The sequence below is a fragment of the Cellulosimicrobium sp. SH8 genome (genome assembly GCF_025818875.1).
GTDB lineage: Bacteria > Actinomycetota > Actinomycetes > Actinomycetales > Cellulomonadaceae > Cellulosimicrobium > Cellulosimicrobium cellulans_D.
Genome location: NZ_JAMXMH010000017.1, coordinates 24,608 through 45,365 on the forward strand (window position 1 = coordinate 24,608; position 20,758 = coordinate 45,365).

20 protein-coding genes and 1 riboswitch are annotated in these 20,758 nt (G+C 75.0%); of the genes, 7 read left to right on the plus strand and 13 right to left on the minus strand.

The annotated features are described in order from the left end of the window. Positions 1-167: 167 nt before the first annotated feature. A riboswitch (TPP riboswitch) is annotated at positions 168-272 on the plus strand. Between the two features lie 82 nt (positions 273-354). From NF338_RS20625 to NF338_RS20640, 4 genes are all read left to right on the plus strand, one after another. Then, positions 355-1,458 (plus strand): thiamine ABC transporter substrate binding subunit, encoded by a 1,104-nt coding sequence (locus tag NF338_RS20625; RefSeq protein WP_264032462.1) that lies wholly within the window; start codon positions 355-357, stop codon positions 1,456-1,458. 67 nt (positions 1,459-1,525) lie between these two features. Continuing rightward, positions 1,526-3,241, plus strand: coding sequence for an ABC transporter permease (locus NF338_RS20630; protein ID WP_264032463.1), 1,716 nt, complete (start codon positions 1,526-1,528; stop codon positions 3,239-3,241). Beyond that, positions 3,241-4,494 carry an ABC transporter ATP-binding protein gene (locus NF338_RS20635; protein ID WP_264032464.1) on the plus strand — a complete coding sequence of 418 codons (1,254 nt, stop codon included), beginning with the start codon at positions 3,241-3,243 and terminating at the stop codon, positions 4,492-4,494. Before NF338_RS20630 ends, NF338_RS20635 begins: the two co-directional genes overlap by 1 nt. Before the next feature lie 68 nt (positions 4,495-4,562). Beyond that, positions 4,563-4,886 (plus strand): DUF4235 domain-containing protein, encoded by a 324-nt coding sequence (locus NF338_RS20640; RefSeq protein WP_264032465.1) that lies wholly within the window; start codon positions 4,563-4,565, stop codon positions 4,884-4,886. A 3-nt stretch (positions 4,887-4,889) separates the two neighbouring features. Here NF338_RS20640 and NF338_RS20645 read toward each other — a convergent pair whose 3' ends face one another. Both NF338_RS20645 and NF338_RS20650 read right to left on the minus strand, forming a co-directional pair. Continuing rightward, complete coding sequence (locus NF338_RS20645) at positions 4,890-5,522, minus strand: response regulator transcription factor (protein ID WP_264032479.1); 633 nt, start codon at positions 5,520-5,522, stop codon at positions 4,890-4,892. Between the two features lie 89 nt (positions 5,523-5,611). Next, positions 5,612-6,862 (minus strand): sensor histidine kinase, encoded by a 1,251-nt coding sequence (locus tag NF338_RS20650; RefSeq protein ID WP_264032466.1) that lies wholly within the window; start codon positions 6,860-6,862, stop codon positions 5,612-5,614. Between the two features lie 224 nt (positions 6,863-7,086). Here NF338_RS20650 and NF338_RS20655 point away from each other — a divergent pair, with 224 nt between their 5' ends. Beyond that, the gene (locus tag NF338_RS20655) at positions 7,087-7,566 is read left to right on the plus strand and encodes a DUF6069 family protein (RefSeq protein ID WP_264032467.1); all 480 of its coding nucleotides are present in this window, start codon (positions 7,087-7,089) and stop codon (positions 7,564-7,566) included. Positions 7,567-7,735: 169 nt separating this feature from the next. Further along, complete coding sequence (locus NF338_RS20660; protein WP_264032468.1) at positions 7,736-8,356, plus strand: dihydrofolate reductase family protein; 621 nt, start codon at positions 7,736-7,738, stop codon at positions 8,354-8,356. Here NF338_RS20660 and NF338_RS20665 read toward each other — a convergent pair. The 7 genes from NF338_RS20665 to pgi all read right to left on the minus strand — a co-directional run bounded on the left by NF338_RS20665 (position 8,314) and on the right by pgi (position 16,361). Continuing rightward, positions 8,314-9,924 carry a SpoIIE family protein phosphatase gene (locus tag NF338_RS20665; protein ID WP_264032469.1) on the minus strand — a complete coding sequence of 537 codons (1,611 nt, stop codon included), beginning with the start codon at positions 9,922-9,924 and terminating at the stop codon, positions 8,314-8,316. The genes NF338_RS20660 and NF338_RS20665 overlap by 43 nt on opposite strands. After that, positions 9,921-11,663, minus strand: coding sequence for an ATP-binding protein (locus NF338_RS20670; protein WP_264032470.1), 1,743 nt, complete (start codon positions 11,661-11,663; stop codon positions 9,921-9,923). Before NF338_RS20670 ends, NF338_RS20665 begins: the two co-directional genes overlap by 4 nt. After that, complete coding sequence (locus tag NF338_RS20675; protein WP_264032471.1) at positions 11,660-12,700, minus strand: ATP-binding SpoIIE family protein phosphatase; 1,041 nt, start codon at positions 12,698-12,700, stop codon at positions 11,660-11,662. Before NF338_RS20675 ends, NF338_RS20670 begins: the two co-directional genes overlap by 4 nt. Then, the gene (locus NF338_RS20680; RefSeq protein WP_264032472.1) at positions 12,697-13,119 is read right to left on the minus strand and encodes an ATP-binding protein; all 423 of its coding nucleotides are present in this window, start codon (positions 13,117-13,119) and stop codon (positions 12,697-12,699) included. The genes NF338_RS20675 and NF338_RS20680 overlap by 4 nt, the downstream gene beginning before the upstream one ends. Then, positions 13,116-13,520, minus strand: a complete 405-nt coding sequence (locus tag NF338_RS20685; protein ID WP_047233648.1) for an STAS domain-containing protein — start codon at positions 13,518-13,520, stop codon at positions 13,116-13,118. The genes NF338_RS20680 and NF338_RS20685 overlap by 4 nt, the downstream gene beginning before the upstream one ends. Next, the gene (locus tag NF338_RS20690) at positions 13,517-14,356 is read right to left on the minus strand and encodes an STAS domain-containing protein (protein WP_264032473.1); all 840 of its coding nucleotides are present in this window, start codon (positions 14,354-14,356) and stop codon (positions 13,517-13,519) included. The genes NF338_RS20685 and NF338_RS20690 overlap by 4 nt, the downstream gene beginning before the upstream one ends. A gap of 277 nt (positions 14,357-14,633) precedes the next feature. Continuing rightward, the gene (gene pgi / locus NF338_RS20695; protein ID WP_264032474.1) at positions 14,634-16,361 is read right to left on the minus strand and encodes a glucose-6-phosphate isomerase; all 1,728 of its coding nucleotides are present in this window, start codon (positions 16,359-16,361) and stop codon (positions 14,634-14,636) included. A gap of 114 nt (positions 16,362-16,475) precedes the next feature. Between pgi and NF338_RS20700 the strand changes: the two genes are divergently transcribed. Next, the gene (locus NF338_RS20700) at positions 16,476-17,153 is read left to right on the plus strand and encodes a dienelactone hydrolase family protein (protein ID WP_264032475.1); all 678 of its coding nucleotides are present in this window, start codon (positions 16,476-16,478) and stop codon (positions 17,151-17,153) included. A 28-nt stretch (positions 17,154-17,181) separates the two neighbouring features. On the opposite strand, the gene NF338_RS20705 is transcribed toward NF338_RS20700, so the two are convergent. The 4 genes from NF338_RS20705 to NF338_RS21070 all read right to left on the minus strand — a co-directional run bounded on the left by NF338_RS20705 (position 17,182) and on the right by NF338_RS21070 (position 20,672). Continuing rightward, positions 17,182-18,393, minus strand: a complete 1,212-nt coding sequence (locus tag NF338_RS20705) for a GNAT family N-acetyltransferase (protein ID WP_264032476.1) — start codon at positions 18,391-18,393, stop codon at positions 17,182-17,184. Next, the gene (locus NF338_RS20710) at positions 18,390-19,574 is read right to left on the minus strand and encodes a GNAT family N-acetyltransferase (protein WP_264032477.1); all 1,185 of its coding nucleotides are present in this window, start codon (positions 19,572-19,574) and stop codon (positions 18,390-18,392) included. Before NF338_RS20710 ends, NF338_RS20705 begins: the two co-directional genes overlap by 4 nt. A 247-nt stretch (positions 19,575-19,821) precedes the next feature. Next, on the minus strand, positions 19,822-20,091 hold the full coding sequence (locus NF338_RS20715; RefSeq protein WP_264032478.1) for a GlsB/YeaQ/YmgE family stress response membrane protein: 270 nt from the start codon (positions 20,089-20,091) through the stop codon (positions 19,822-19,824). A gap of 206 nt (positions 20,092-20,297) precedes the next feature. Further along, positions 20,298-20,672, minus strand: a complete 375-nt coding sequence (locus NF338_RS21070; protein WP_412847394.1) for an RNA-guided endonuclease InsQ/TnpB family protein — start codon at positions 20,670-20,672, stop codon at positions 20,298-20,300. Positions 20,673-20,758: the final 86 nt, after the last annotated feature.

Here is a 20,758-nt window from a genome sequence, read left to right on the forward strand (position 1 = left end):
TCCTCCTGCGTCGTCGGCCGGGGATCCCGGACCGGTCGTCTCGACCCTCCCGCGGGGGTGCACCCCCGGGCATCGGGGACCGGCCCGGACCCTTCCCCGGTCGCCGCAGGGCCGCTCTCAGGGTTCTCTCAGGGGGATTCCCGAGGGGCGGCCCGGTGTAGGCTCGAGGTGAACGACAGGGGAGCTCCTGGAGGAGCTGAGAGTGCGGACCACCGCAGACCCTCGAACCTGATCCGGTTAGCACCGGTGGAGGAAGTCGGGAATCTCGATCACCTGCTCGTGCGGTCTCCCGCGCTCGCCCGAGCACGGGCCGTGCGAGCCGGTGGACCCCTCCTGAACGTCCTGGGAGGACACATGCAGCGCACGACCGCCCGCACCCGCCGGGCCTGGTCCCTCGTCACCGGCGCGGGGACGACCCTCGCCCTCCTCGCGCTCGCCGCGTGCGGCAGCGGCGACGACGCCACGTCAGGCTCGGGAGGCGACGACGCGTCGTCGGGCACCGGGGGCACGGTCACCCTGGTCACCCACGACTCCTTCGCCGTGAGCGACGAGGTCCTCGCCGCGTTCGAGGAGCAGAGCGGGCTCACCGTCGAGCAGGTCGCTCCCGGCGACGGCGGCGCGCTCGTCAACCAGCTGATCCTCACGAAGGACTCCCCGCTGGGCGACGTCGTGTTCGGGATCGACAACACGTTCGCGTCGCGCGCGATCGACGAGGGCGTGCTCGACCCGTACACGCCGGCCGACCTCGCGGACTCCGCCGCGCAGTACACGGTGGGGGACGGGGGAGAGCTGACGCCCGTCGACCTCGGCGACGTCTGCGTCAACGTCGACCACACATGGTTCGCCGACGCCGGGATCCCGGAGCCCGTCTCGCTCGAGGACCTCGCGAAGCCGGAGTACGAGGACCTCCTCGTCGTGACCAACCCCGCGACGTCGTCGCCCGGTCTCGCGTTCCTCCTCGCGACCGTCGGCGCGTTCGGCGAGGACGGATGGGAGGACTACTGGACCGACCTGCGCGCCAACGGCGTCAAGGTCGTCGACGGCTGGTCCGACGCCTACTACGTCGACTTCTCCGGCTCCGAGGGCGCCGGGCCGCGCCCGCTCGTGCTGTCGTACTCGACGTCGCCCGCGTTCACGCTCACCGAGGACGGCTCCGCGTCCACGACCGGTGCCCTGCTCGACACGTGCTTCCGCCAGGTGGAGTACGCGGGCGTGCTCGCGAACGCGAAGAACCCCGAGGGCGCGCAGCAGCTCGTCGACTTCCTCGTGAGCGAGGCGTTCCAGGCCGACGTGCCCGGTCAGATGTACATGTACCCCGCCGACGACTCCGTCGCGCTCCCCGACGGCTGGGCCGAGTTCGCCCCGCTCGCCGACGAGCCCTTCGAGGTCGCCCCCGCCGACATCTCGGCGCACCGTGACGAGTGGATCAAGGCATGGACGGCGACGGTCGTCGACTGACCCCCGTGTCGCGAACGACCAGGGTTCTCCTCCGCGAGGTAGAGCCCTGGTCGGCCGAGGTAGAGCCGTGGTGAGGGACCGGGCGGTCCGGCGGGGCGGCGTCGGGCGCGCGGCCCTGTGGGGTCTGGCGGCGGCGGTGCCGTTGGTGTTCCTCGGGGTGTTCTTCGCGTGGCCGGTGGTCACGCTCGTGGCGCGCGGGTTCGTCGGGGACGACGGCGGTCTCGACCTGTCGGGGTTCGCGGAGGTGTTCTCCGAGCCCCGGACGTGGCGCATCCTCGGGCTGACGCTCTGGCAGGCGGTGCTCGGCACGGCGTTCTCGGTGCTGCTCGGCGTGCCCGGGGCGTACGTGCTGTACCGGTGCCGGTTCCCCGGGCGGAGGGTCCTGCGCGCGCTCGTCACCGTGCCGTTCGTGCTCCCGACCGTCGTCGTCGGCGTCGCGTTCCGGTCGCTGCTCGTGCAGGGCGGCCCGCTCGGGTTCCTGCGGCTCGACGAGACGTTCGCGGCGATCGTCGTCGCGCTCGTGTTCTTCAACTACTCGGTCGTCGTCCGCACGGTCGGCGGGCTGTGGGAGCACCTCGACCCGCGCGCCGAGCAGGCGGCGCGGGCGCTCGGCGCGACGCCGTGGCGCGCGTTCCGCACCGTGACCCTCCCGGCGCTGACTCCCGCCATCGCGAGCGCCGCGTCGATCGTCTTCCTCTTCTGCGCGACGGCGTTCGGCGTCGTCCTCGTGCTCGGCGGGATCCGCTACGGGACCATCGAGACGGAGATCTGGATCCAGACCACCCAGTTCCTCGACCTGCGCACCGCGGCGGTGCTCTCGGTCGTGCAGCTCGTGGTCGTCGCTGCGGCGCTCACCGTCGCGAACCGCACGCGGGCGCGGCGCGAGCGAGCTCTGAACCTGTCCTCGTCGGCATCGTCGGCGCACCCGCTGCGGCTGTGGCGCGACGGCCGCCCGACGGGCGACCTCGCGCCCGCGGCGCTCACCGCGGCCGTGGTCGTCGTGCTGGTCGGACTGCCGCTCGGCACGCTCGTCGTGCGCTCGTTCCGCGTCCCGGGCGGCGGCTGGGGGTTCGACAACTACGCGAACCTCGGCACGACGGGCGGGCGCAACGCGCTGTCCGTCACCGTGTGGGAGGCGGCGGGCAACTCGCTGCGCACGGCGGCGCTCGCGACCGTGCTGGCGGTGGTGATCGGCGGTCTCGTGGCGCTCGTCGTGTCGCGGCGCCCGCGCTCGCGCGGGGGCCGTCGCGCGATCTCCGTGCTGGACTCGGTGTTCATGCTCCCGCTGGGGGTGTCTGCGGTGACCGTCGGCTTCGGGTTCCTCCTCACGCTCGACCGGCCGCTCGGCCTCGACGTCGACCTGCGCACGTCGGGACTCCTGGTGCCGATCGCACAGGCGGTCGTCGCGATCCCGCTCGTCGTGCGGACGGTCCTGCCGACGCTGCGCGCGATCGACCCGCGCCTGCGCGAGGCTGCGGCGACGCTCGGCGCCGCCCCCGGGCGCGTGTTCCGCACGGTCGACGGGCCGATCGCCGCACGGTCGCTCGGCCTCGCGGTCGGGTTCGCGTTCGCCGTCTCGCTCGGGGAGTTCGGCGCGACGTCGTTCCTCGCCCGCCCGGACAGCGCCACGCTGCCCGTCGTGATCTTCCGGCTCATCGGGCGTCCCGGGGCCGAGAACTACGGCATGGCGCTCGCGGCGAGCGTCGTGCTCGCGCTGCTCACCGCGACCGTGATGCTGCTCGCCGAGCGGTTGCGCGGCGACCGACCCGGAGGAGAGTTCTGATGGTGCAGACCGACCCCGCCCCGGCGCGCGCGGGCGCGCCGGAGCCCTCGCGCACCGACGCGGCGCCCGACGCCGTGCCCGCCTCGGTGCCCGCCGCGGTGCCCGCCTCGGTGCCCGACCAAGTGCCCGCGGAGGGTGCCGGGCTCGCGGTGCGCGACGTCGTCGTGCGCTACGACGGGGGCGCACGCACGGACCCCGGCACGACGGCGGTCGCGGGCGTCACGCTCGACGTCGCGCCTGGCGAAGTGCTCGCCCTGCTCGGGCCGAGCGGGTGCGGCAAGTCGAGCCTGCTGCGCGCGGTCGCGGGGCTCGAGCCGGTCGCGTCGGGGTCCGTGGCGTGGGACGGCCGCGACCTCACGGGCGTCCCCGTGCACCGCCGCGGGTTCGGCCTCATGTTCCAGGAGGGCCAGCTCTTCCCGCACCGCGACGTCGCGGGGAACGTCGCCTACGGGATCGCGGGCCTGACCCGCGCCGCGCGCGACGCACGCGTGACCGAGCTGCTCGACGTCGTCGGGCTGGCCGGGTACGAGCGGCGCGCCGTCGCGACGCTCAGCGGGGGAGAGCGCCAGCGGGTCGCGCTCGCGCGGTCGCTCGCTCCGCGGCCCCGGCTGCTCCTGCTCGACGAGCCGCTGTCCGCGCTCGACCGCGGGCTGCGCGAGCGCCTCGCGCTCGACCTGCGCGAGGCGCTGCGGGCCACCGGCACGACGGCGGTCTTCGTCACCCACGACCACGACGAGGCGTTCACCGTCGCCGACCGCGTGGCCGTCATGGACGCCGGCCGGCCCCTCCAGGTCGCGCCGCCCGAGGGCCTGTGGCGCGCCCCCGCCTCACGCCGCGTCGCGGAGTTCCTCGGCTACCAGGCGTTCGTCCCCGCCGAGCTGTCAGCAGCAGGTCGCTCCCTGGACCGACGAGGCGCCGACAACTCTGCGTACGACGGCTCGGACGAGCTGCTCGCGATCGGGCCGCGCGGGCTGCGCGTGGTCGGCATGTCGGGTGCGTCCGACGCCCAGGGCGGCTCGGCGTCGTCGGGCCCTGGCACGTGGGTCGCGACGGTCGTGGGCAGCGTGTTCCGGCGGGGTGCGGTCGAGATCACGGTCGACGTCGTCCTCCCCGGCACCGACCCCGGCGCACCGGCCCGCCTCGTGGCGCTCGCCGGCACCGGCGGATCGGGCGGCGTCGACGAGGGGCCCGAGCCCGGTGCCCGGGTGCACGTCGCGCCCGACCCGGCGGGCTGCGCCGTCGTCCCGGGCTGACGCCCTCGCGGACGGCGCTCGCCGTCGTGCGACGGGCGAGAGAGCGGCAGCCGTCCTAGCGTCGAGTGATGAGCGACGACGTGACGGCGGGGACGCATCCCCCGGAGAAGACCGGCGGCAAGGCCGCGAAGATCCTCTACCGCCCCGTGGGGCTCGCCAGCTCGATCGTGGGCGGGCTCGTGGCGGGGCAGGTGTTCAAGCAGGTCTACAAGCGCGTGACCCCGGGGCACCGGAGCGACGCGCCCAAGCCGCTCGAGTCCGAGTACCGGCTCCGCGAGATCCTCGTCGCGGCGCTGATCCAGGGCGCGATCTTCGCCGCGGTGAAGGCGCTCATCGACCGCGGCGGCGCCCGGGCGTTCGAGCGCTGGACGGGGGAGTGGCCGGGCGACTGACCGTCAGTCGAGGCCGGCGGCGTGGACGAGCAGCGCGACCTGCGTCCGGTTCTCCAGTCCGAGCTTGAGCAGCACGTTCGACACGTGGGCCTTGACCGTCGGGACGCTGAGGAACAGGGCCGCCGCGATCTCGGCGTTCGCCGCGCCGCGGCCCAGCTCGACCGCGACGTCGCGCTCCCGGCCGGTGAGCGCGTCGAGCGCCGCGCGGGCACGGTCGCGCTCGCCGCCCGCGTCCGCGACCGACGTCATGAGGCGCCGCGCGATCTCCGGCGAGAGCACCGGCTCGCCCGCCGCCGCCGCGCGGACCGCCGACACGATCCGCTCGGGCGGCATGTCCTTGAGCAGGTAGCCCGACGCCCCGGCGTGCAGGGCGCCGACCACCTCCTCGTCGCTGTCGAACGTCGTGAGCACGACGACGGCGGGTGCGGCCGCCCGCGCCCGCACCCGCCGCGTGGCCTCGATCCCGTCGACCCGGGGCATGCGCAGGTCCATGAGCACGACGTCGGTCGGGTGCGCGTCGAGCACGGCCGTGACCTCGGCCCCGTCCGCGGCCTCGCCGACCACCTCGATGCCGTGCGCGCCGTCGAGCATGAGCCGCAGGCCGGCGCGGACGAGCGCGTCGTCGTCGACGATCACGAGCCGGGTCCGTGGCACGCCGCGCGCGTCCCCTCCGTCGTCGTGCCGCCCGTTCCCGCGCGCATCGGCGGCGCGTCCACCCTGGTCGCTCACGCGTCCCACGGTAGCCGGACATCGAGGACGAACCCGTCGTCCCGCGCCCCGGCGTCGAGGGTCCCGCCGAGCAGGTCGACGCGCTCGCGCAGCCCGACGAGCCCGGTGCCGGTGCCATCTTCGACGGACCCTCCCACGGCCCCTCCCACGGCGCCGCCGACCGCGACGAGGCGCGGGCCGCCGTCGGACACGGTGACGCGCACCTCGCCCGCCCGGGCCGCGACCCGCAGGGCGACGGGGCTGCCCGGCGCGTGCCGGCGGGCGTTCGTCAGCCCCTCCTGCGCGACGCGGTAGGCCGCGACCTCGACGGTCCGCGGCACGTCCACGGACCCCGATCGCTCGTAGGTGACGTCGCCGCCCGCCTCGCGCGCCTCGGCGACGAGGCGGTCGACGTCGTCGAGCGTGGGCTGGGGTGCGGGGGCGCCCCCGTCGACGTCGTCGGGGTCGGCGCGCAGCACCCGCACGACGTCGCGCAGGTCGCCGAGCGCGGAGCTCACCCCGGCCCGGACGAGGCCCGCGGCGCGGGCGAGCTGCGCCGGGTCGGCGTCGGGGCGGTACTCGAGCGCCCCCGCGGTCGCGGCGAGGAGCGAGAGCCGGTGGGCGAGGGTGTCGTGCATCTCGCGGGCGATCCGCGTGCGCTCCGCGACCCGCGCCTCCGCGACGCGACGCTCCTGCTCGCGCTCGGCGCGCCGGGCCCGGTCGCGCAGCGACCACATCAGCTGGGCCCGCGCCTGCCAGTACAGGCCCCAGCCGAGCAGGGCGGCGTGCACCGCGAGGTCGCACAGGAGCCACCAGCCGAGCGGCAGCGCCTGCGGCCGCCACAGCGCCTGCACGGCGTGGCCCAGGAACCCGGCGACGGCGACCGGGACCGCCGTGCGCGCCGGGTACCAGCGCGCGACCTGCAGGGTCGCGACCGTCGAGGCGGGGGTCGCCGCACCCGAGTACGCGGCGAGCGACGCGAGGATCAGGGCGCCGAGCACGGGGGCGTTGCGCGGAGCCCGCGACCACAGGAGCGGCAGCGCCGCGAGGGCGAGGACCGCGACGAGGACGTCGAGCCAGGTGCCCGCGCCGGGCGCGTCCTGACCGACGATCCCGGCGGTCGCGAGCACGGTGAGCGCGGCGACGGCGAGCCACGCGACGGCGAACGTCCACCAGGGGACGAGCGGGCGGTTCCCGTCCCGGCGGGCGGCGGCCGTCGCGAGGACGGGGCGCCGGGCGAGCGGGGGGCAGTCGGTCGGTGTGGTCATGCTCCGGACGCTAGGGGGCGGCGCGGCGGGCGACCACCGACCAAGGTCGGGGGTCGCGGTCCGGCGGGAGGGTCGGGGACCGACGGGGGTCGGGACGGCCGTCGACGTCCGGCCGGTGCGGCCGACGCCGTGCCCCGGCGAGCGTAGGGACGTCGGCACCCCGCCGGCCGCGGCCCCGGTCGCGAGAGCCACGCGGCACCGTCGCGTGACGAAGGAGGAGTGTCATGTCCACGACGCCGACCACCTCGAACGGCACCTCGAACGTCCCGCGCCACCCCGGCCCGGCCGCCGCGGCCGTCGGACGGCAGGTCGCGGGAGCCGCACCGGCCCGGCGCCGCGTCCCCCGCTGGTCCGTCCCGCTCGTCGCCGCGGTCGTGGCCGCGGCGGTGCTGCTCGTCGGGACGGCGCTCGGCGTCGACCCGGAGGTGCGCACCGCGACCGGCACCCAGACCGTCGGGGTCGAGGCCGCGGTCGTCACGGCGCTCGTCGTCGGGTACGCGGCCTGGGGCGTGCGCGCCCTGCTCGGCCGGCTGGCGTCCCGTCGGCCCCGCCGGGGCGAGCTCGCGTGGCTCGTGACGTGCGCCGTCGTGCTGCTCGTCTCGCTGCTCGGCCCGCTCGGCGCGGTGACGCCTGCCGCGGTGGCGCTCCTCGCCGTCGAGCACCTCGCGGTCGGCCTGACCCTCACGCTGGCCCTCCGCCGCTGACCCCCCGGCCCCCGGGATCAGTCGAGCACGACGTTGCTGTCGGTATCCGCCGGATCACGGCAGCAACGTCGTGCTCGACCGCGCGCGAGGTCGTGCTCGGCGGGACGATGAGTTCGCGCGGGCGCGAGGGTCTGCCCCGTCGTCTCGTCCTCGACCGGAAGGCCACCCCATGACCGCGACGCTCGTGTCCACCCTGTTCCTCTCGCTCGACGGCGTCGCCGAGGTCGACCCGGCGTGGCACTTCCCGTACTTCGACGACAACATGGCGGCCGCCGTCGACGAGGACTACCAGGACGTCGACGCGCTGCTCCTCGGGCGGGTCACCTACGACAGCTTCGCGGGCGCGTGGCCCGAGCGGGAGACCGCCGGGGGCGAGGACGCGTCGTTCGCCGCGCGGCTCGGCGACATGCGCAAGATCGTCGCGACGCGCGGCGACCAGGACCTCGGGTGGCGGCGCGTCGAGCGGCTCGACGGCGACCTCGTCGACGCCGTCCGTGCGCTCAAGGAGGATCCCGGGCTGGGCAAGGTGCTCGTCGCCGGCTCGATCTCGGTGGTGCGCCAGCTCCTCGCCGCCGGCCTGCTCGACGAGCTGCGGCTGCTCGTCCACCCCGTCGCGGCGCGCAGGGGCGAGCGGCTCTTCGACGAGGGCGAGCCGTACTACCCGCTCACGCTCCTGCGGTCCGAGACGTTCCCGACGGGCGTCGTGCGCCTGGTCTACGCGCCCGCCGAGCCTCCGGCGGAGGTCACCTACGACGACGTCGCGGACAAGGTGCCGTCCGGCGACGCCTGACGCGCGACCGCCACCACGGCGACGTCGTCCTCGCGGCCGGGGTCGTCGAACGCGGCGACGAGGCGGTCGCACAGGACGGCGGGGCCGACGCCCGCGTTCTCGGAGGCGACCCGCGCCAACCGGTCGAGGGCGTCGACGAGCGACCCGCCGCGCCGCTCGACGAGCCCGTCGGTCACGAGCACCAGGAGATCGCCCGGCCGCAGGACGTCGTGGTGGGCCGGGCGGTCGTCGGGGCTGGCCACCCCGAGGAGCCGCGAGCCGGACTTCGCCCGGTCGACGGTGCCGTCGGTACGGACGAGGAACGCGGGCAGGTGTCCGGCGTCGGTGAGCTCCAGCGTGCCGGAGACCGGGTCGAGCACGCACACGCACACCGTGGCGAACTCGGGGTGGTCGTCGCGCAGCGCCGCGTTGAGCAGGTCGAGCGCCGCCGCGGCCCCGTGCCCCTCGCGCAGGTAGGCGCGGAGCGTCATGCGCACCTCGGCCATCACGGTCGCGGCGCGCAGGGAGTGACCCTGCACGTCGCCGATGACCACCGCGACGCGCCCGTCCGGGAGGTCGAAGGCGTCGTAGAAGTCGCCGCCGACGTCGAGGCGCGCGTCCGACGCCTCGTACCGTGCCGCCACCTCCACGCCGCCCCGCACGCGGAGGCTCGCCGGCAGGAACGCGCTCTGGAGCGCGAGGGCGATGCGGTGCTCCTCGGTGAACGTCCGCAGGTTCGCGAGCGCGACCGTCGCCGCCTCCGCGAAGCGACCGGCGGCCTCGTGCTCCTCGTCGGACAGCGGCTCGTCACCGACCTCGATGCCGAGCCCGCCGACGAGCGCGCCCGTACCGTCGACGAGCCAGAAGGTGAACCACGCCGACGGCCCCACCCCGGCCTCGGCGAGGAGCGGACGCCACGGCGCGGGTACGTCGTCGGGGCCGAACACGGCGGACGTCGCGCCCGTCGGCGGCAGGACCGCCGTCGGCCCCCGGCCACGGACGAGCGCGGCGCCCTCCGTCGAGCACACGGAGCGCAGCACGACACCGGCCTCGGCGACGACCATCGAGACGACCGCGCGCCCGAGGACCGCGCACGCGCCGCGCGCCGCGTGGTCGGCGACGGCCTCCGGCGACCGGGCCTCGTGGAGCGGGACGAGCGCGTCCGTGAGCGCCTCGAGCCGCCGCGCCGTGCGGCCCGCGCCGCGCTGTGCGTCCACGCGCCGACACAGGGCGCTGATGGTCGCCAGGAACTCGTCGCGGTCGAGCGGCTCCGGCAGGTAGGCGTCCGCCCCGCCCTCGAGGCCGGCGGTGCGCGCCGCGGCGTCGACGTCGGTCGCGGACACGTGCAGGACGGGAACGTGGGCCGTCGCCGGGTCGGCCTTGAGCCGGCTGCACACCTCGCGTCCCGGGATGTCCGGGAGGTTGACGTCGAGGACGACGGCGTCGACGTGCGCCGACGCCCGGGCCAGCGCCTCGCTCCCGGTCCCGGCCTCGACGACGTCGAACCCGGCGCGGCGGAGCCAGCTCGCCATGACGTAGCGGTGCGCGGGCGTGTCGTCGACCACGAGCACGGTGCGTTCGGCGCTCATCGGGCGCTCACCTCCCGGCGCAGGGTCGCGACGAGGCGGTCGCGGTCGATGCCCGACTTCGCGAGGAACGGCGCGTCGCCGATCCCCGCCGGGGCCGGCGCGCTCGACATGAGCACCGTCGCCGTCGCGGGGTAGAGGCCCTGGATCGTCGACCGGAGGGCCAGCCCGTCCGTCCCCGGGAGGCACACGTCCAGGAGCGCGACGTCGGCCGCGCCGTCGTGCAGGAGGGCCAGGGCGTGGGACGCGTCGTGCGCGACGCTGACCCGCGCCGCGTCGTCGCGGAGCATCGAGGAGACGACCGAGGCGTAGGCCCGGTCGTCGTCGACGACGAGCACGTGACCGAGGCTGCCGCCGCCCGCGTCGTCGGGCTCGGGCCGCGGGTCCGTCGGGACCGCCTCGCCGTCCGGCTCGCCGACGGGCAGCGACGGGAGCCGGAGCGTGAACACGCTCCCCTCCCCGGGGCGCGACGTCGCGACGAGCGTCCCCCCGAGCGCCTCGGAGGTCCGGCGCGCGTAGGGCAGCCCGAGGCCCGTGCCCCGCACGGTCGGCTGGAGACGGTTGGGGACCTGGACGAACTCCTCGAACACGGCGTCGAGCTGGTCCGCCGGGATGCCGAGTCCGGTGTCGTGGACGTCGAACCGCACGACCGCCCCGTCGGCCTCCGCCCGGAGCACGACCTCGCCGTGGTCCGTGAACTTCACCGCGTTCGTGAGGAGGTTGCGCAGCACGCGGGACAGGAGCCGGCGGTCGGTGACGAGCACGAGCCCGGGTTCCACGACCGTCCGCAGCGCGACGCCGGGGCGCACCACGGGGAGGGTCGTCCCGCGCAGCTCGTCGAGCAGCTCCGCCACGTCCACCGGACCGGGCGCGACGTCCTCGTGCCCGGCCTCGGCGCGCGCGAGGTCGAGCAGCTCGTCGACGAGGGTGAGGAGCGTCGCGGCGCTCTCCCGGAGGAACCCCACCTGCTGGGTCTGCTCGCCGTCGAGGTGGGAGTCGACGAGCAGCGAGGTCAGCCCGAGGATCGAGTTCACGGGCGAGCGGAGCTCGTGGCTCACGTTGCGCAGGAAGCGCGTCTTCGCCTCGTTCGCGGCAGCGAGCTCGCGACCCCGCTCGTCGAGCTCGGCGTAGAGCGCGACGACGCCGGTGTTGGTCTCCTCGAGCTCCGAGGAGAGCTGGTCGTACATCGCGAGGACGCCCCGGTTCGTCTCCTCCAGCTCCACGTTGAGGCGCCGCTGCTCCTCCTGCTGGCGGGTGAGCTCGTCGAGGGTCCTGACCAGCTCCGCGTTCTGGACGCGCAGCTCGTCGACCGCGTCGGCCACGTGCGCGGCCGCGGTGGACCGCCGCACGGCCGCGAGCGTCACCTCGTCGGTGCGCGCGGTCGCGGGGAGCGCCTTGGTGAGCAGGACGCGGGTCCCGGTCGGGTCGACCTCGAGGCCGCGGACCAGCCGGCGCGCCGCGGGGATGCCGCCGTCGCTCGAGTCGCCCTCGACGAGGAACGGCGTGCCCGCGACGATCTCGGCGCGCAGGGTCGCCTGGGGGAGCCCGGGCAGTACCCCGACGACGACGTCGGCGGTGCCGGAGGCGACGGCGGACCGGCCGATCTCCGACAGCGCGGTGGCAACGCGCACCTGGTCCTGGGTGTCGAGCCCGAGCCGGTGGCAGATCTCGCGGCCTGCCCGGCGCAGCGCGATGACGTCGGAGTCGGAGCGGAGCTGGGTGACGAGCAGCGTCGTGCTCATGCCGCCTCCCGGCCGATCGGGAGCACCGCCACGCACGAGTCGTCCCGGCGCACCGCGTGGTCGCGCAGGACGACGCCGGCGACGACGAGCGGCGAGCGGGTCGCGAGACCCGGGTAGTCGGCGAGGGACCACCGGTCGGTCAGCCCGTCGCTGTGCAGCACGACGACGTCCCCGGCCTCGACCGGGTAGGTGGTCTCGCGCAGCGGGCGCCCCCGGGTGCCGGCGATGCCGGGATAGCTGACGAGCCCGCGCGTCCGGGTGCCGTGGACGGTCCCGGCGATGTTGCCCAGGCCCGCGTACCGCAGCACGCCGCCCCCTGCGAGCTGGGCGACCGAGACCGCGGCGCCGCGCGTGCCGCCGAGCGCCGCGTGCACGCGCTCGAGGAGGGCGACGGCCGACCCGGCCGGCGCGTCGAGGAACGCGCGCACGGCGGCGCCCGACGCCGCGGCGGCGAGCGGCCCGTGCCCCAGGCCGTCGGCGACGAGGAGGCTCGGGACGCCGTCGTCGTGGCGTACCGCGAGCGCGTCCCCGCACACCGACTGGCCCGTCATCGGCCGCGTGATGCCCGTGGGCTCGGCGAGCCCGACCACCGCCCCGTGCGCGGCGAACGTCGCCGCGATGACCGTCCCGCTGCCCGGCGACGTCCACGCGTCCCACGACGACGCGAGCCGCGGGAGCGTGCCCAGGCCGATGCCGAGCGTGCCGCGGCTCGAGACGCCGTCGCGCATGGCCGCGCCGATGTCCCGCATGCCCGGGCCGGAGTCCACCGCGAGCACCTCGAGCGCGGTGTCGTCGCCGGTGCGTCGCACGCGGACCAGCATCGAGCCGGACCCGGCGTGCCGGCACTGGTTGGTCGCGAGCTCCGAGACCACGAGCCCGATCTCGGCCGCGCGGTCGTCGTCGAGGCCCAGGCTCCGGGCCACGGTGCTCGCGCCGCGGCGCACGCTCCCGACCGCCGACGGGTGGTCCACGGTGTACCAGGTGCCGTCCTCGACGATGCTGCGGCGTTCGTCGGGACGGGCGGGGGTCGGGCTCATCGGGACCAGGTGGCGATCTCGACGCGGGTGCCCGCACCCGGTGCCGTGTCGATCGCGAAGTGCTGGACGAGCCGACGCGAGCCCGACAGACCCAGGCCGAGCCCGCTCCCGCTGGTCCAGCCGTCCGTGAGCGCGAGGTCGAGGTCCGGGATGCCCGGCCCCTCGTCCGAGAAGACGGCGCGCACGCCGGTCCGCGGACCCTCGGTGACGAGCTGGACCTCGGCCTCGCCGCCCCCGCCGTAGACGAGCGTGTTGCGAGCGAGCTCGCTGGCCGCGGTGACGAGCTTGGTCTGGTCGACGAGCGACAGACGCGCCTGCTGCGCGAGCGTCCGGACGAGCTGGCGGACCCGGACGACGTCGGAGTCCGTGCGCACGGGCGCGCGCTCGGCCGTCGACGTCGGCGGGGTCGTCGTCGTCATCTCTCCTCGCGCTCGGCGGCCGCGAGGAGCACGTCCTCGGCGGACCGCTCCTCGGGCGCGAGGAGCGCGAGGCCGCGCTCGACGTCGAGTGCCGTGCGGACGTCGCCGAGCGACAGCCCGAGCTCGACCATCGTGATCGCGACGGCGGGGCGCATCCCGACGACGACGGTCGTCGCGTCGAGCACGTGGGAGATCCCCGCGACCGACGCGAGCATGCGGCCGATGAAGGAGTCGACGATCTCCAGTCCGGAGATGTCGATGATCACGCCGCGCGCCCCGGTGTCCGTGATCCGCTGGGCGAGGTCCTCCTGGAGCCGCAGGGCGGTGTCGTCCTGGAGGTCGACCTGGATCGAGACGAGGAGCGTGGAGCCGATCTTGAGGATGGGGACGGCGTCGGTCATGCCGGGAGCCCGGTCCGCCGGGTGTCGCGGCCCGCGCGCAGCGCGTCGACGAGCGCGTCCGCGAGGGTCGCGCGCGTGCGGATGTCGCCGAACTCGATGCCGAGCGCGACGATCGTCTGGGCGATCTGCGGACGGATGCCGCTGATCGTGCACTCGGCGCCCATGAGGCGCGCCGCGACGACCGTCTTGAGCAGGTGCTGCGCGACCTGGGTGTCGACCGCGGGGACGCCCGTGATGTCGATGATCGCGTGCTCGCTGCCCGTGTCGACGAGCGTGTTGAGCAGCTTCTCCATGACGACCTGGGTGCGCGCCGAGTCGAGCGTGCCGACCAGCGGCACCGCGACGATGCCCTCCCAGAGCTTCACGACGGGGGTCGAGAGCTCGAGGAGCTGCTCGGCCTGCTCGGCGATGATCGCCTCGCGCGCCGCGGCGAAGGTCTCGAACGTGAAGAGACCGAGCTGGTCGACCAGGCGCAGGAGCGGGGTGACGTCGGTGTCGGCGTCCGTCACCGCGGAGAGCCGGTACAGGCCCTCCTTGAGCGCGAACACGCCGATCGCCGTCTCGCGCGGGGTGAACCCGAGGCGGGCGCGCGCGGAGGAGACGTCGGCCAGGATGCCGCGGAGCTGGTCGAACGCGGGGTCGGACAGGGAGACGCCGCCCGAGCGCAGCCCGTCGAGGAGCGTGTCGAGGATCTCGCCCTGCTCCCGCTCGAGCTCGCCGCGCGAGGTGCGGCCGTGCAGCTCGTGCGCGGCGGCCTCGAGCCAGGCGCTGCGCACGTCGTCGGCGTGCTCCGTCAGGAGGTGGGCAAGGGTGTCGGGTGTGGCGGCGTCGGCCATCGGTGTCCTTCCGGGGTTGAACGACGCCGAACGGGCTCGCGGCTGTCGCGCCGTCAGTGTACGCAGGGCGCGCGCGCACGCAGCCCGGCACCGGGGAAGGCGAACGGGGCCGAGGTGCAAGGTGCCGAGAGGTCGCGACACGACCAGGGCATGAGGTGGAGGGCGCGACCTACGAGGCGGCCGCCCGAGAACGACCCTGCGCGCCCGCGAGAACGACCTTGGTGTCGTTATCCGACGGATAACGACACCAAGGTCGTGTTCGGCGCGGAAGGGTGGGTCAGTTGCGCAGGTCGAGGTAGCGGTCGATGAGGGCCGCCGTCGACGGGTCCTGGGCGGCGAGGGCGTCCTCGTCGCCCGCGACGGCCGGCGCGATCTCGAGCGCGAGCTTCTTGCCGAGCTCGACGCCCCACTGGTCGAAGCTGTCGATGCCCCACACGACGCCCTGCACGAACGTGATGTGCTCGTAGAGCGCGATGAGCTGGCCCAGCACCGACGGCGTGAGCGCGGGGGCGAGGATCGACGTCGTCGGGCGGTTGCCCGGGAACGTCCGCGCGGACACGAGCTCCTCCGCCGTCCCCTCGGCACGGACCTCGTCCGCCGTCTTGCCGAACGCGAGCGCCTTGGTCTGGGCGAAGAAGTTCGCGAGGAACAGCCCGTGGACGTCCGCGCCCGGCTGGACCGCGCCGCCGTCGCCGATGTCGTCCGTGAGCGGGTGCGCCGGGTTCGCGACGGCGATGAAGTCCGCCGGGATGAGGCGCGTGCCCTGGTGGATGAGCTGGTAGAACGCGTGCTGGCCGTTGGTACCGGGCTCGCCCCAGAAGATCTCGCCCGTCTCGGTCGTCACGGGGGAGCCGTCCCAGCGCACGCGCTTGCCGTTGGACTCCATGGTGAGCTGCTGGAGGTAGGCCGGGAAGCGGTGCAGGTACTGCGCGTACGGGAGCACGGCGTGCGTGTGGGCGTCGAGGAAGTTCACGTACCAGACGTTGAGCAGCCCCATGAGGACCGGGACGTTGCGCTCGAACGGCGTGCGGCGCACGTGCTCGTCGATCGCGTGGAAGCCCGCGAGCAGCTCGGCGAAGCGGTCCGGCCCGATCGCGATCGCGAGCGACGTGCCGATCGCGGAGTCGACGGAGTAGCGCCCGCCGACCCAGTCCCAGAACCCGAACGCGTTCGCCGGGTCGATGCCGAACGCCGCGACCTTGTCGAGCGCGGTCGAGACCGCGACGAAGTGCTGCGCGACGGCGGCCTGCCGGGACTCGTCGGTGTCGTCGAGCGCGCCCACCGCGGCGAGCTCCGTCCACAGCCAGTCCCGCGCGAGGCGCGCGTTCGTCAGCGTCTCGAGCGTGCCGAACGTCTTCGACGCGACGATGAACAGCGTCGTGCGCGGGTCGAGGCCCGCGGTCTTCTCCGCGACGTCCGTCGGGTCGATGTTCGAGACGAACCGGACCTCGATCTCCTCGTGCTTGTACGGCAGCAGCGCCTCGTAGGCCATGACCGGCCCGAGGTCGGAGCCGCCGATGCCGATGTTCACGACCGTGCGCACGCGCTCGCCCGTGACGCCCGTCCACTCGCCCGAGCGGACCTTGTCGGCGAACGCGTAGACCTTCGCGAGCTCGCCGTGCACGTCCGCGTCGACGTCCTGCCCGTCGACGACGAGGTGCTCGTCGGAGCCCAGCGGGGTCGGGCGGCGCAGGGCGGTGTGCAGGACGGCGCGGTCCTCGGTGACGTTGATGTGCTCGCCCGTGAACATGGCCTCGAGGCGGTCGTCGAGGCGGACCTCCTCGGCGAGACGCACGAGCAGCTCGAGCGTCTCGTCCGTGACGAGGTTCTTCGACAGGTCGACCGTGAGGTCGGCGGCCTGGTGCGTGAGGCGGCGGGCGCGGTCCGGGTCGGCCGCGAACCAGGTCCGCAGGTCCGGCTCGACGGTGTCGCGGTGGACGGTGAGCGCGGTCCAGGACGGCGTGGTGGTGGGGTCGATCGGCGGCGGCACGGGCTGCGAGGTCATGCCACCAAACTACTGACCGACGTCGGCGAGCGCCCACCCCGACCGTCCCGCGGTCCATGGTCCGGTGGCCTCACGAACGGCCGCCGTCGGTCCCTGGACCCGGCGCGGGCGGGCGTGGGTGGTCCGCGCGACGATGGTGGGCGTGCGCCGTGGGGCGCGCACCGTGCGGCGACGGCGCCGCCGGGCCACCGACGGACACCGGAGGAGGGGACCATGGCCGAGGTCGTGCTGTTCCACCACGTGCAGGGGCTGACCGAGGGCGTACGGACGATCGCGGAGTCGCTGCGCGGGGCGGGGAACGTCGTGCACACGCCGGACCTGTTCGAGGGGCGCACGTTCGCGACCCTCGACGAGGGCATGGCGCACGTCCAGGAGCTCGGGTTCGGCACCGTCCTGGAGCGCGGGCGGGCCGTCGCCGACGGCTACGACGCGGGCGTCGTCTACGCGGGGATCTCGCTCGGGGTGCTCCCCGCGCAGATGCTCGCGCAGACGCGCGCCGGTGCGAAGGGCGCCGTGCTGCTCGAGGCGTGCGTGCCGGTGTCGGAGTTCGGCGCGGCGTGGCCCGACGCCGTGCCCGTGCAGGTGCACGGCATGGACGGCGACCCGTCGTTCGCGGGCGAGGGCGACCTCGACGCCGCGCGCGAGCTCGTGGACTCCACGCCCGACGCCGAGCTGTTCGTCTACCCCGGCGACCGGCACCTGTTCACCGACCCGAGCCTGCCGTCGTACGAGCCGGAGGCCGCCGCGCTCGTCACCGAGCGGGTGATCCGCTTCCTCGACGGCATCCGCTGAGCGGTCGACGTCGCGGCGGCCTCCGGGGTCAGCAGGTCGCGCCGGGCTGCTGCCCGGGCTCTGTGCCGGGTGCCGCGTCGAGCACGAGCTGCCACTCGGCGTCGACGCTCGCGGGCGCGAACCCGAGCGCGACGTTGATCGCGAGCATGTGCGCGTTCTCCTGCGCGTTCCACGTGTGCACCCGGCGCGAGGACGGGCGTGCGCGAGCGAGCTCGTCGAGCACGGCGACCTTGACCAGCATCCCGAGGCTGCGGCCGCGGTGCTCGCGCAGCACGAGCGTGTCCTCCTGGAACACGACCTCCGGGCGGTCGTGCGGGTACGCGACCATCGAGAACGCCGCGAGCGTGCCCGACGCCGCATGCTCGGCGGCCGCGACGACGTAGCCCTGGCCGCGGTCGTGGATCTCCCGGGACGTCGTCCGGACGCGCTCGGCGTCCCACGGGTCCTCGGCGAGGTCGAGGCCGCCGCTCGGCGCGTCGGTGCTCATGCGCGTCTCGAGCTCGGCGAACTGGTCGATCCACTCCTCGGGGACCTCGTCCGTCCACACGTGCACGCGGTAGCCGTCGGCACGCTCCGTCGCCGTCGCCCGCAGCGGGTCGAGCACGTCGGGCGCGACCGGGAGGTCGAGCACGGAGTGGCGCAGGACCTGCTCGAGCGTGAACCCGCGCCGCAGCGCGAAGACGGTCGCGTCGTCGCGCGCCGGGACCCGGCCGCTGCCCGTCGGCGCCTCGAGCGCGTCCGGGCCGGGCGGCGGCTCGGGCGCGAACGACGAGTCGGACATGACGACCCGCCGTCCCTCCGCCCGCGCGACCTCCAGCGCCGCGTCCCACAGCGCCGAGCCCACGCCACGACGCCGGTGGTCGGGGTCCACGCCCACGTACACGACCGCCACGTGCGTGTTGCCCTGCCGCGGGAGGGCCACCATCGACCGCCCGACGACGTCCTCGGGCCGCGGCGTCGTGCCGTGCGGGGCGTCGTCGAGCACCGCGACCCAGCGCAGCACGCGGCGGTACCCGCCGCTCGCCATCGTGCCCGCCACGGTCGCCGCGTCCAGCGCCAGGTCGGTGTGGCCGTAGATCGCGCGGTCGATCGCGTCGCCCACCCGGACCGTGCCGTGCACGCCCCACGCGTCCAGTGCGTCGAGGCGGGCCGGGACGGCGACGGGCTCGACGCGCACGCGCGCGCCGGCCGACGTCAGGAGGGTGGGGTGGGTCGTCGGTCCTGCCTGCGGTGCGGTCACTCGCCGTCCTTCGGGGTCGTCCTGCGCTGCCATGCGGCCCACACGCCCGCGGGCCGGAACCCGAGGGCGACGTTGATCGCGAGCATGTGGTCGTTCTCCTGCGCGTTCCAGGTGTGGACACGCCGGGTCGTGGGGCGCTCGCGGGCGAGCGCGTCGAGGTTGGCGACCTTGACGAGCATCCCGAGGCGGCGCCCGCGGTGCTCGCGGAGCACGAGCGTGTCCTCCTGGAACGCGAAGTCGTCGCGGTCGCGCGGGTACGCGAAGACGGTGAACGCGGCGAGCGCCCCGGTCGGCGCGTGCTCGGCGGCGCTCACGAGGAACCCGTTCCGCTTCTCGGCCTGCTCACCGACCCACGTGCGCACACGACGGGCGTCCCACGGGTCCTCGCCGTACTCGACGCCTCCTGTCGGCGCGTCGGTGCTCATGCGGGTGAACAGCACGGCCACCTGGTCGAGCCAGGCGTCCGGGACCTCGTCCGTCCAGGTGTGCACCCGGTAGTCGGGACCGGCGTGCTCCCGCGCCGCGCTGCGGAGCGCGTCGAGGGCCTCCGAGGCCACCGGCAGGTCGAGCACCGAGTGCCGCTCGACCTGCTCCAGGACGTACCCGCGGGCACGCAGGAAGCGCGGACCGGGCGCGGCGGCCGGGACGCGGCCCGCGCCCGTCGTGGCCTCGATCGCGCCCGCACCCGGCGGGGGCTCCTCGCCGTGAGCCGTGTCGGAGAAGAGCACGGTGCGCCCCGCGTCGAGGTTGAGGTGCTCGCCCAGCGAGAGCAGCGCCGTCCCGATGCCGCGTCCGCGCTCGCCCGGGCGGACGAACGGGTACGCCTCGCCCAGGTGCTCGTTGCTCGTGGTCGGGCGTGACACGAAGAGGTGCGCGACGACGTCGGGCACCGCGGGCGGGACGCCGTCGGCGACCAGGGCCCGGGCGGCCGCGGAACGCACGACGACGAAGCGGCGCTTGGCCGCGTACTCCTGGTGGTCCATCCCCGAGAGCACGTCGCGCGGTCGCAGCGCGAGGTCGTCGTAGCCGTGGACCTCCAGCTCGAGCTCGCGCCCGATGTCCGCCACGGCTCGGTACGCCCACGCGTCGGCGTCGTCGAGCGACGCGGGGTGCGGGGCCTCGACGAGCGCGAACCCCGGCGGGAGGGGCACCTCGAGGGCGGTGCGGGCGACGCTGCTCATGCCGTCCAGCGTGACCGCGCACCTCTGGGGTGTCCACGCCTTTTGGGCGAGTCCCGCGCGACGCGTCGCGCGGCGTCCGTCGTCGAACCCGTCGTCGAACGCGTCGTCGAACCCACCGCCGAGCCGCGAGACGACCCGTCCGACAGCGGCCGGCACGACGACGGCCCGGGCTCCCGCAGGAGCCCGGGCCGGGTGCGCCGCCGGTCGCGGCGGTCGTCGATGTCGTCGTGCGCGGTCCTCCGGCGCGCTACTTGCGCGTCGAACGTCCCGCGATCGCGCCCCAGATGAGCAGCACGAGCAGCGAGCCGACGAAGGCCCAGAACCACGTGGTGAGCGAGAAGAACGCGTCGTTCGCGTCGGCGCCGAACAGCGCGCCGCCGATCCACCCGCCGAGGAGGGCTCCCAGCACACCGACGACCAGCGTGACGATCCAGCCCCCCGCTGCCTTGCCCGGCAGGATGGCGCGTGCGATCGCGCCCATGATGAGGCCGATGAGGATCCACCCGATGAAGCTCATCCCTGTCTCCGTTCTCTGGAGGACGAAAGAGCCATACGGCGCAACTGCCCCGTATGCCTGCACTCACCGTGGCACGAGGCGTCGTGGCTCGCACGCCGGGTGCGGTGCTCGCGGTCTGCTCACGGTCTGCTCCCGCTCTGCCCTGGTCGCTAAAGCCTGTCGAACAACCCCCGGAGGAGGTTCGGCAGCGTCCTTCTCGGACGTCCCTATGCCGCGGTCGCGGTGAGGGTTCCCACGTCATCCGGGCTGGTTTCGTCGGCGCGTGTGCGTCGGCCAGAGCCGTCCCGTCGGTGGGCGTTGGTGACCTGGCCTCGTGCTTCGGGGTCCAGGACCTGGGAGTGGTGCTTGGTGCCCCAGGTGGCGAGGTTGACTGCGGCGTTCAGGTCGCGGTCGAGGGTGTGCCCGCACGCGTCGCAGTGGAAGACCCGCATCCCGAGGGTGAGGGCCTGCTTGACGTCGCCGCAGGCTGAGCAGGTCTTCGAGGACGCGAACCACCGGTCCGCGACCAGGACGTGCCCGCCGTGCCATGCCTGCTTGTAGGCCAGCTGGCGGGCGAGCTCGCCCCAGGCCGCGTCCGAGATCGCGGCTGCGGGACTGCTGCAGGAACGGTTGACACTCCATCTGCGGGACGAGGTCCTGCTGGAAGGATGTCGTTGTGCCTAAGAAG

Bases quoted from the DNA above. Each gene is read 5' to 3' on its own strand.
- NF338_RS20625 (WP_264032462.1), top strand. From the start codon at position 355: ATGCAGCGCACGACCGCCCGCACCCGCCGGGCCTGGTCCCTCGTCACC.
- NF338_RS20635 (WP_264032464.1), top strand. From the start codon at position 3,241: ATGGTGCAGACCGACCCCGCCCCGGCGCGCGCGGGCGCGCCGGAGCCC.
- NF338_RS20640 (WP_264032465.1), top strand. From the start codon at position 4,563: ATGAGCGACGACGTGACGGCGGGGACGCATCCCCCGGAGAAGACCGGC.
- NF338_RS20650 (WP_264032466.1), bottom strand. From the start codon at position 6,862: ATGACCACACCGACCGACTGCCCCCCGCTCGCCCGGCGCCCCGTCCTC.
- NF338_RS20655 (WP_264032467.1), top strand. From the start codon at position 7,087: ATGTCCACGACGCCGACCACCTCGAACGGCACCTCGAACGTCCCGCGC.
- NF338_RS20660 (WP_264032468.1), top strand. From the start codon at position 7,736: ATGACCGCGACGCTCGTGTCCACCCTGTTCCTCTCGCTCGACGGCGTC.
- NF338_RS20665 (WP_264032469.1), bottom strand. From the start codon at position 9,924: ATGAGCGCCGAACGCACCGTGCTCGTGGTCGACGACACGCCCGCGCAC.
- NF338_RS20670 (WP_264032470.1), bottom strand. From the start codon at position 11,663: ATGAGCACGACGCTGCTCGTCACCCAGCTCCGCTCCGACTCCGACGTC.
- NF338_RS20675 (WP_264032471.1), bottom strand. From the start codon at position 12,700: ATGAGCCCGACCCCCGCCCGTCCCGACGAACGCCGCAGCATCGTCGAG.
- NF338_RS20680 (WP_264032472.1), bottom strand. From the start codon at position 13,119: ATGACGACGACGACCCCGCCGACGTCGACGGCCGAGCGCGCGCCCGTG.
- NF338_RS20685 (WP_047233648.1), bottom strand. From the start codon at position 13,520: ATGACCGACGCCGTCCCCATCCTCAAGATCGGCTCCACGCTCCTCGTC.
- NF338_RS20690 (WP_264032473.1), bottom strand. From the start codon at position 14,356: ATGGCCGACGCCGCCACACCCGACACCCTTGCCCACCTCCTGACGGAG.
- pgi (WP_264032474.1), bottom strand. From the start codon at position 16,361: ATGACCTCGCAGCCCGTGCCGCCGCCGATCGACCCCACCACCACGCCG.
- NF338_RS20710 (WP_264032477.1), bottom strand. From the start codon at position 19,574: ATGAGCAGCGTCGCCCGCACCGCCCTCGAGGTGCCCCTCCCGCCGGGG.
- NF338_RS20715 (WP_264032478.1), bottom strand. From the start codon at position 20,091: ATGAGCTTCATCGGGTGGATCCTCATCGGCCTCATCATGGGCGCGATC.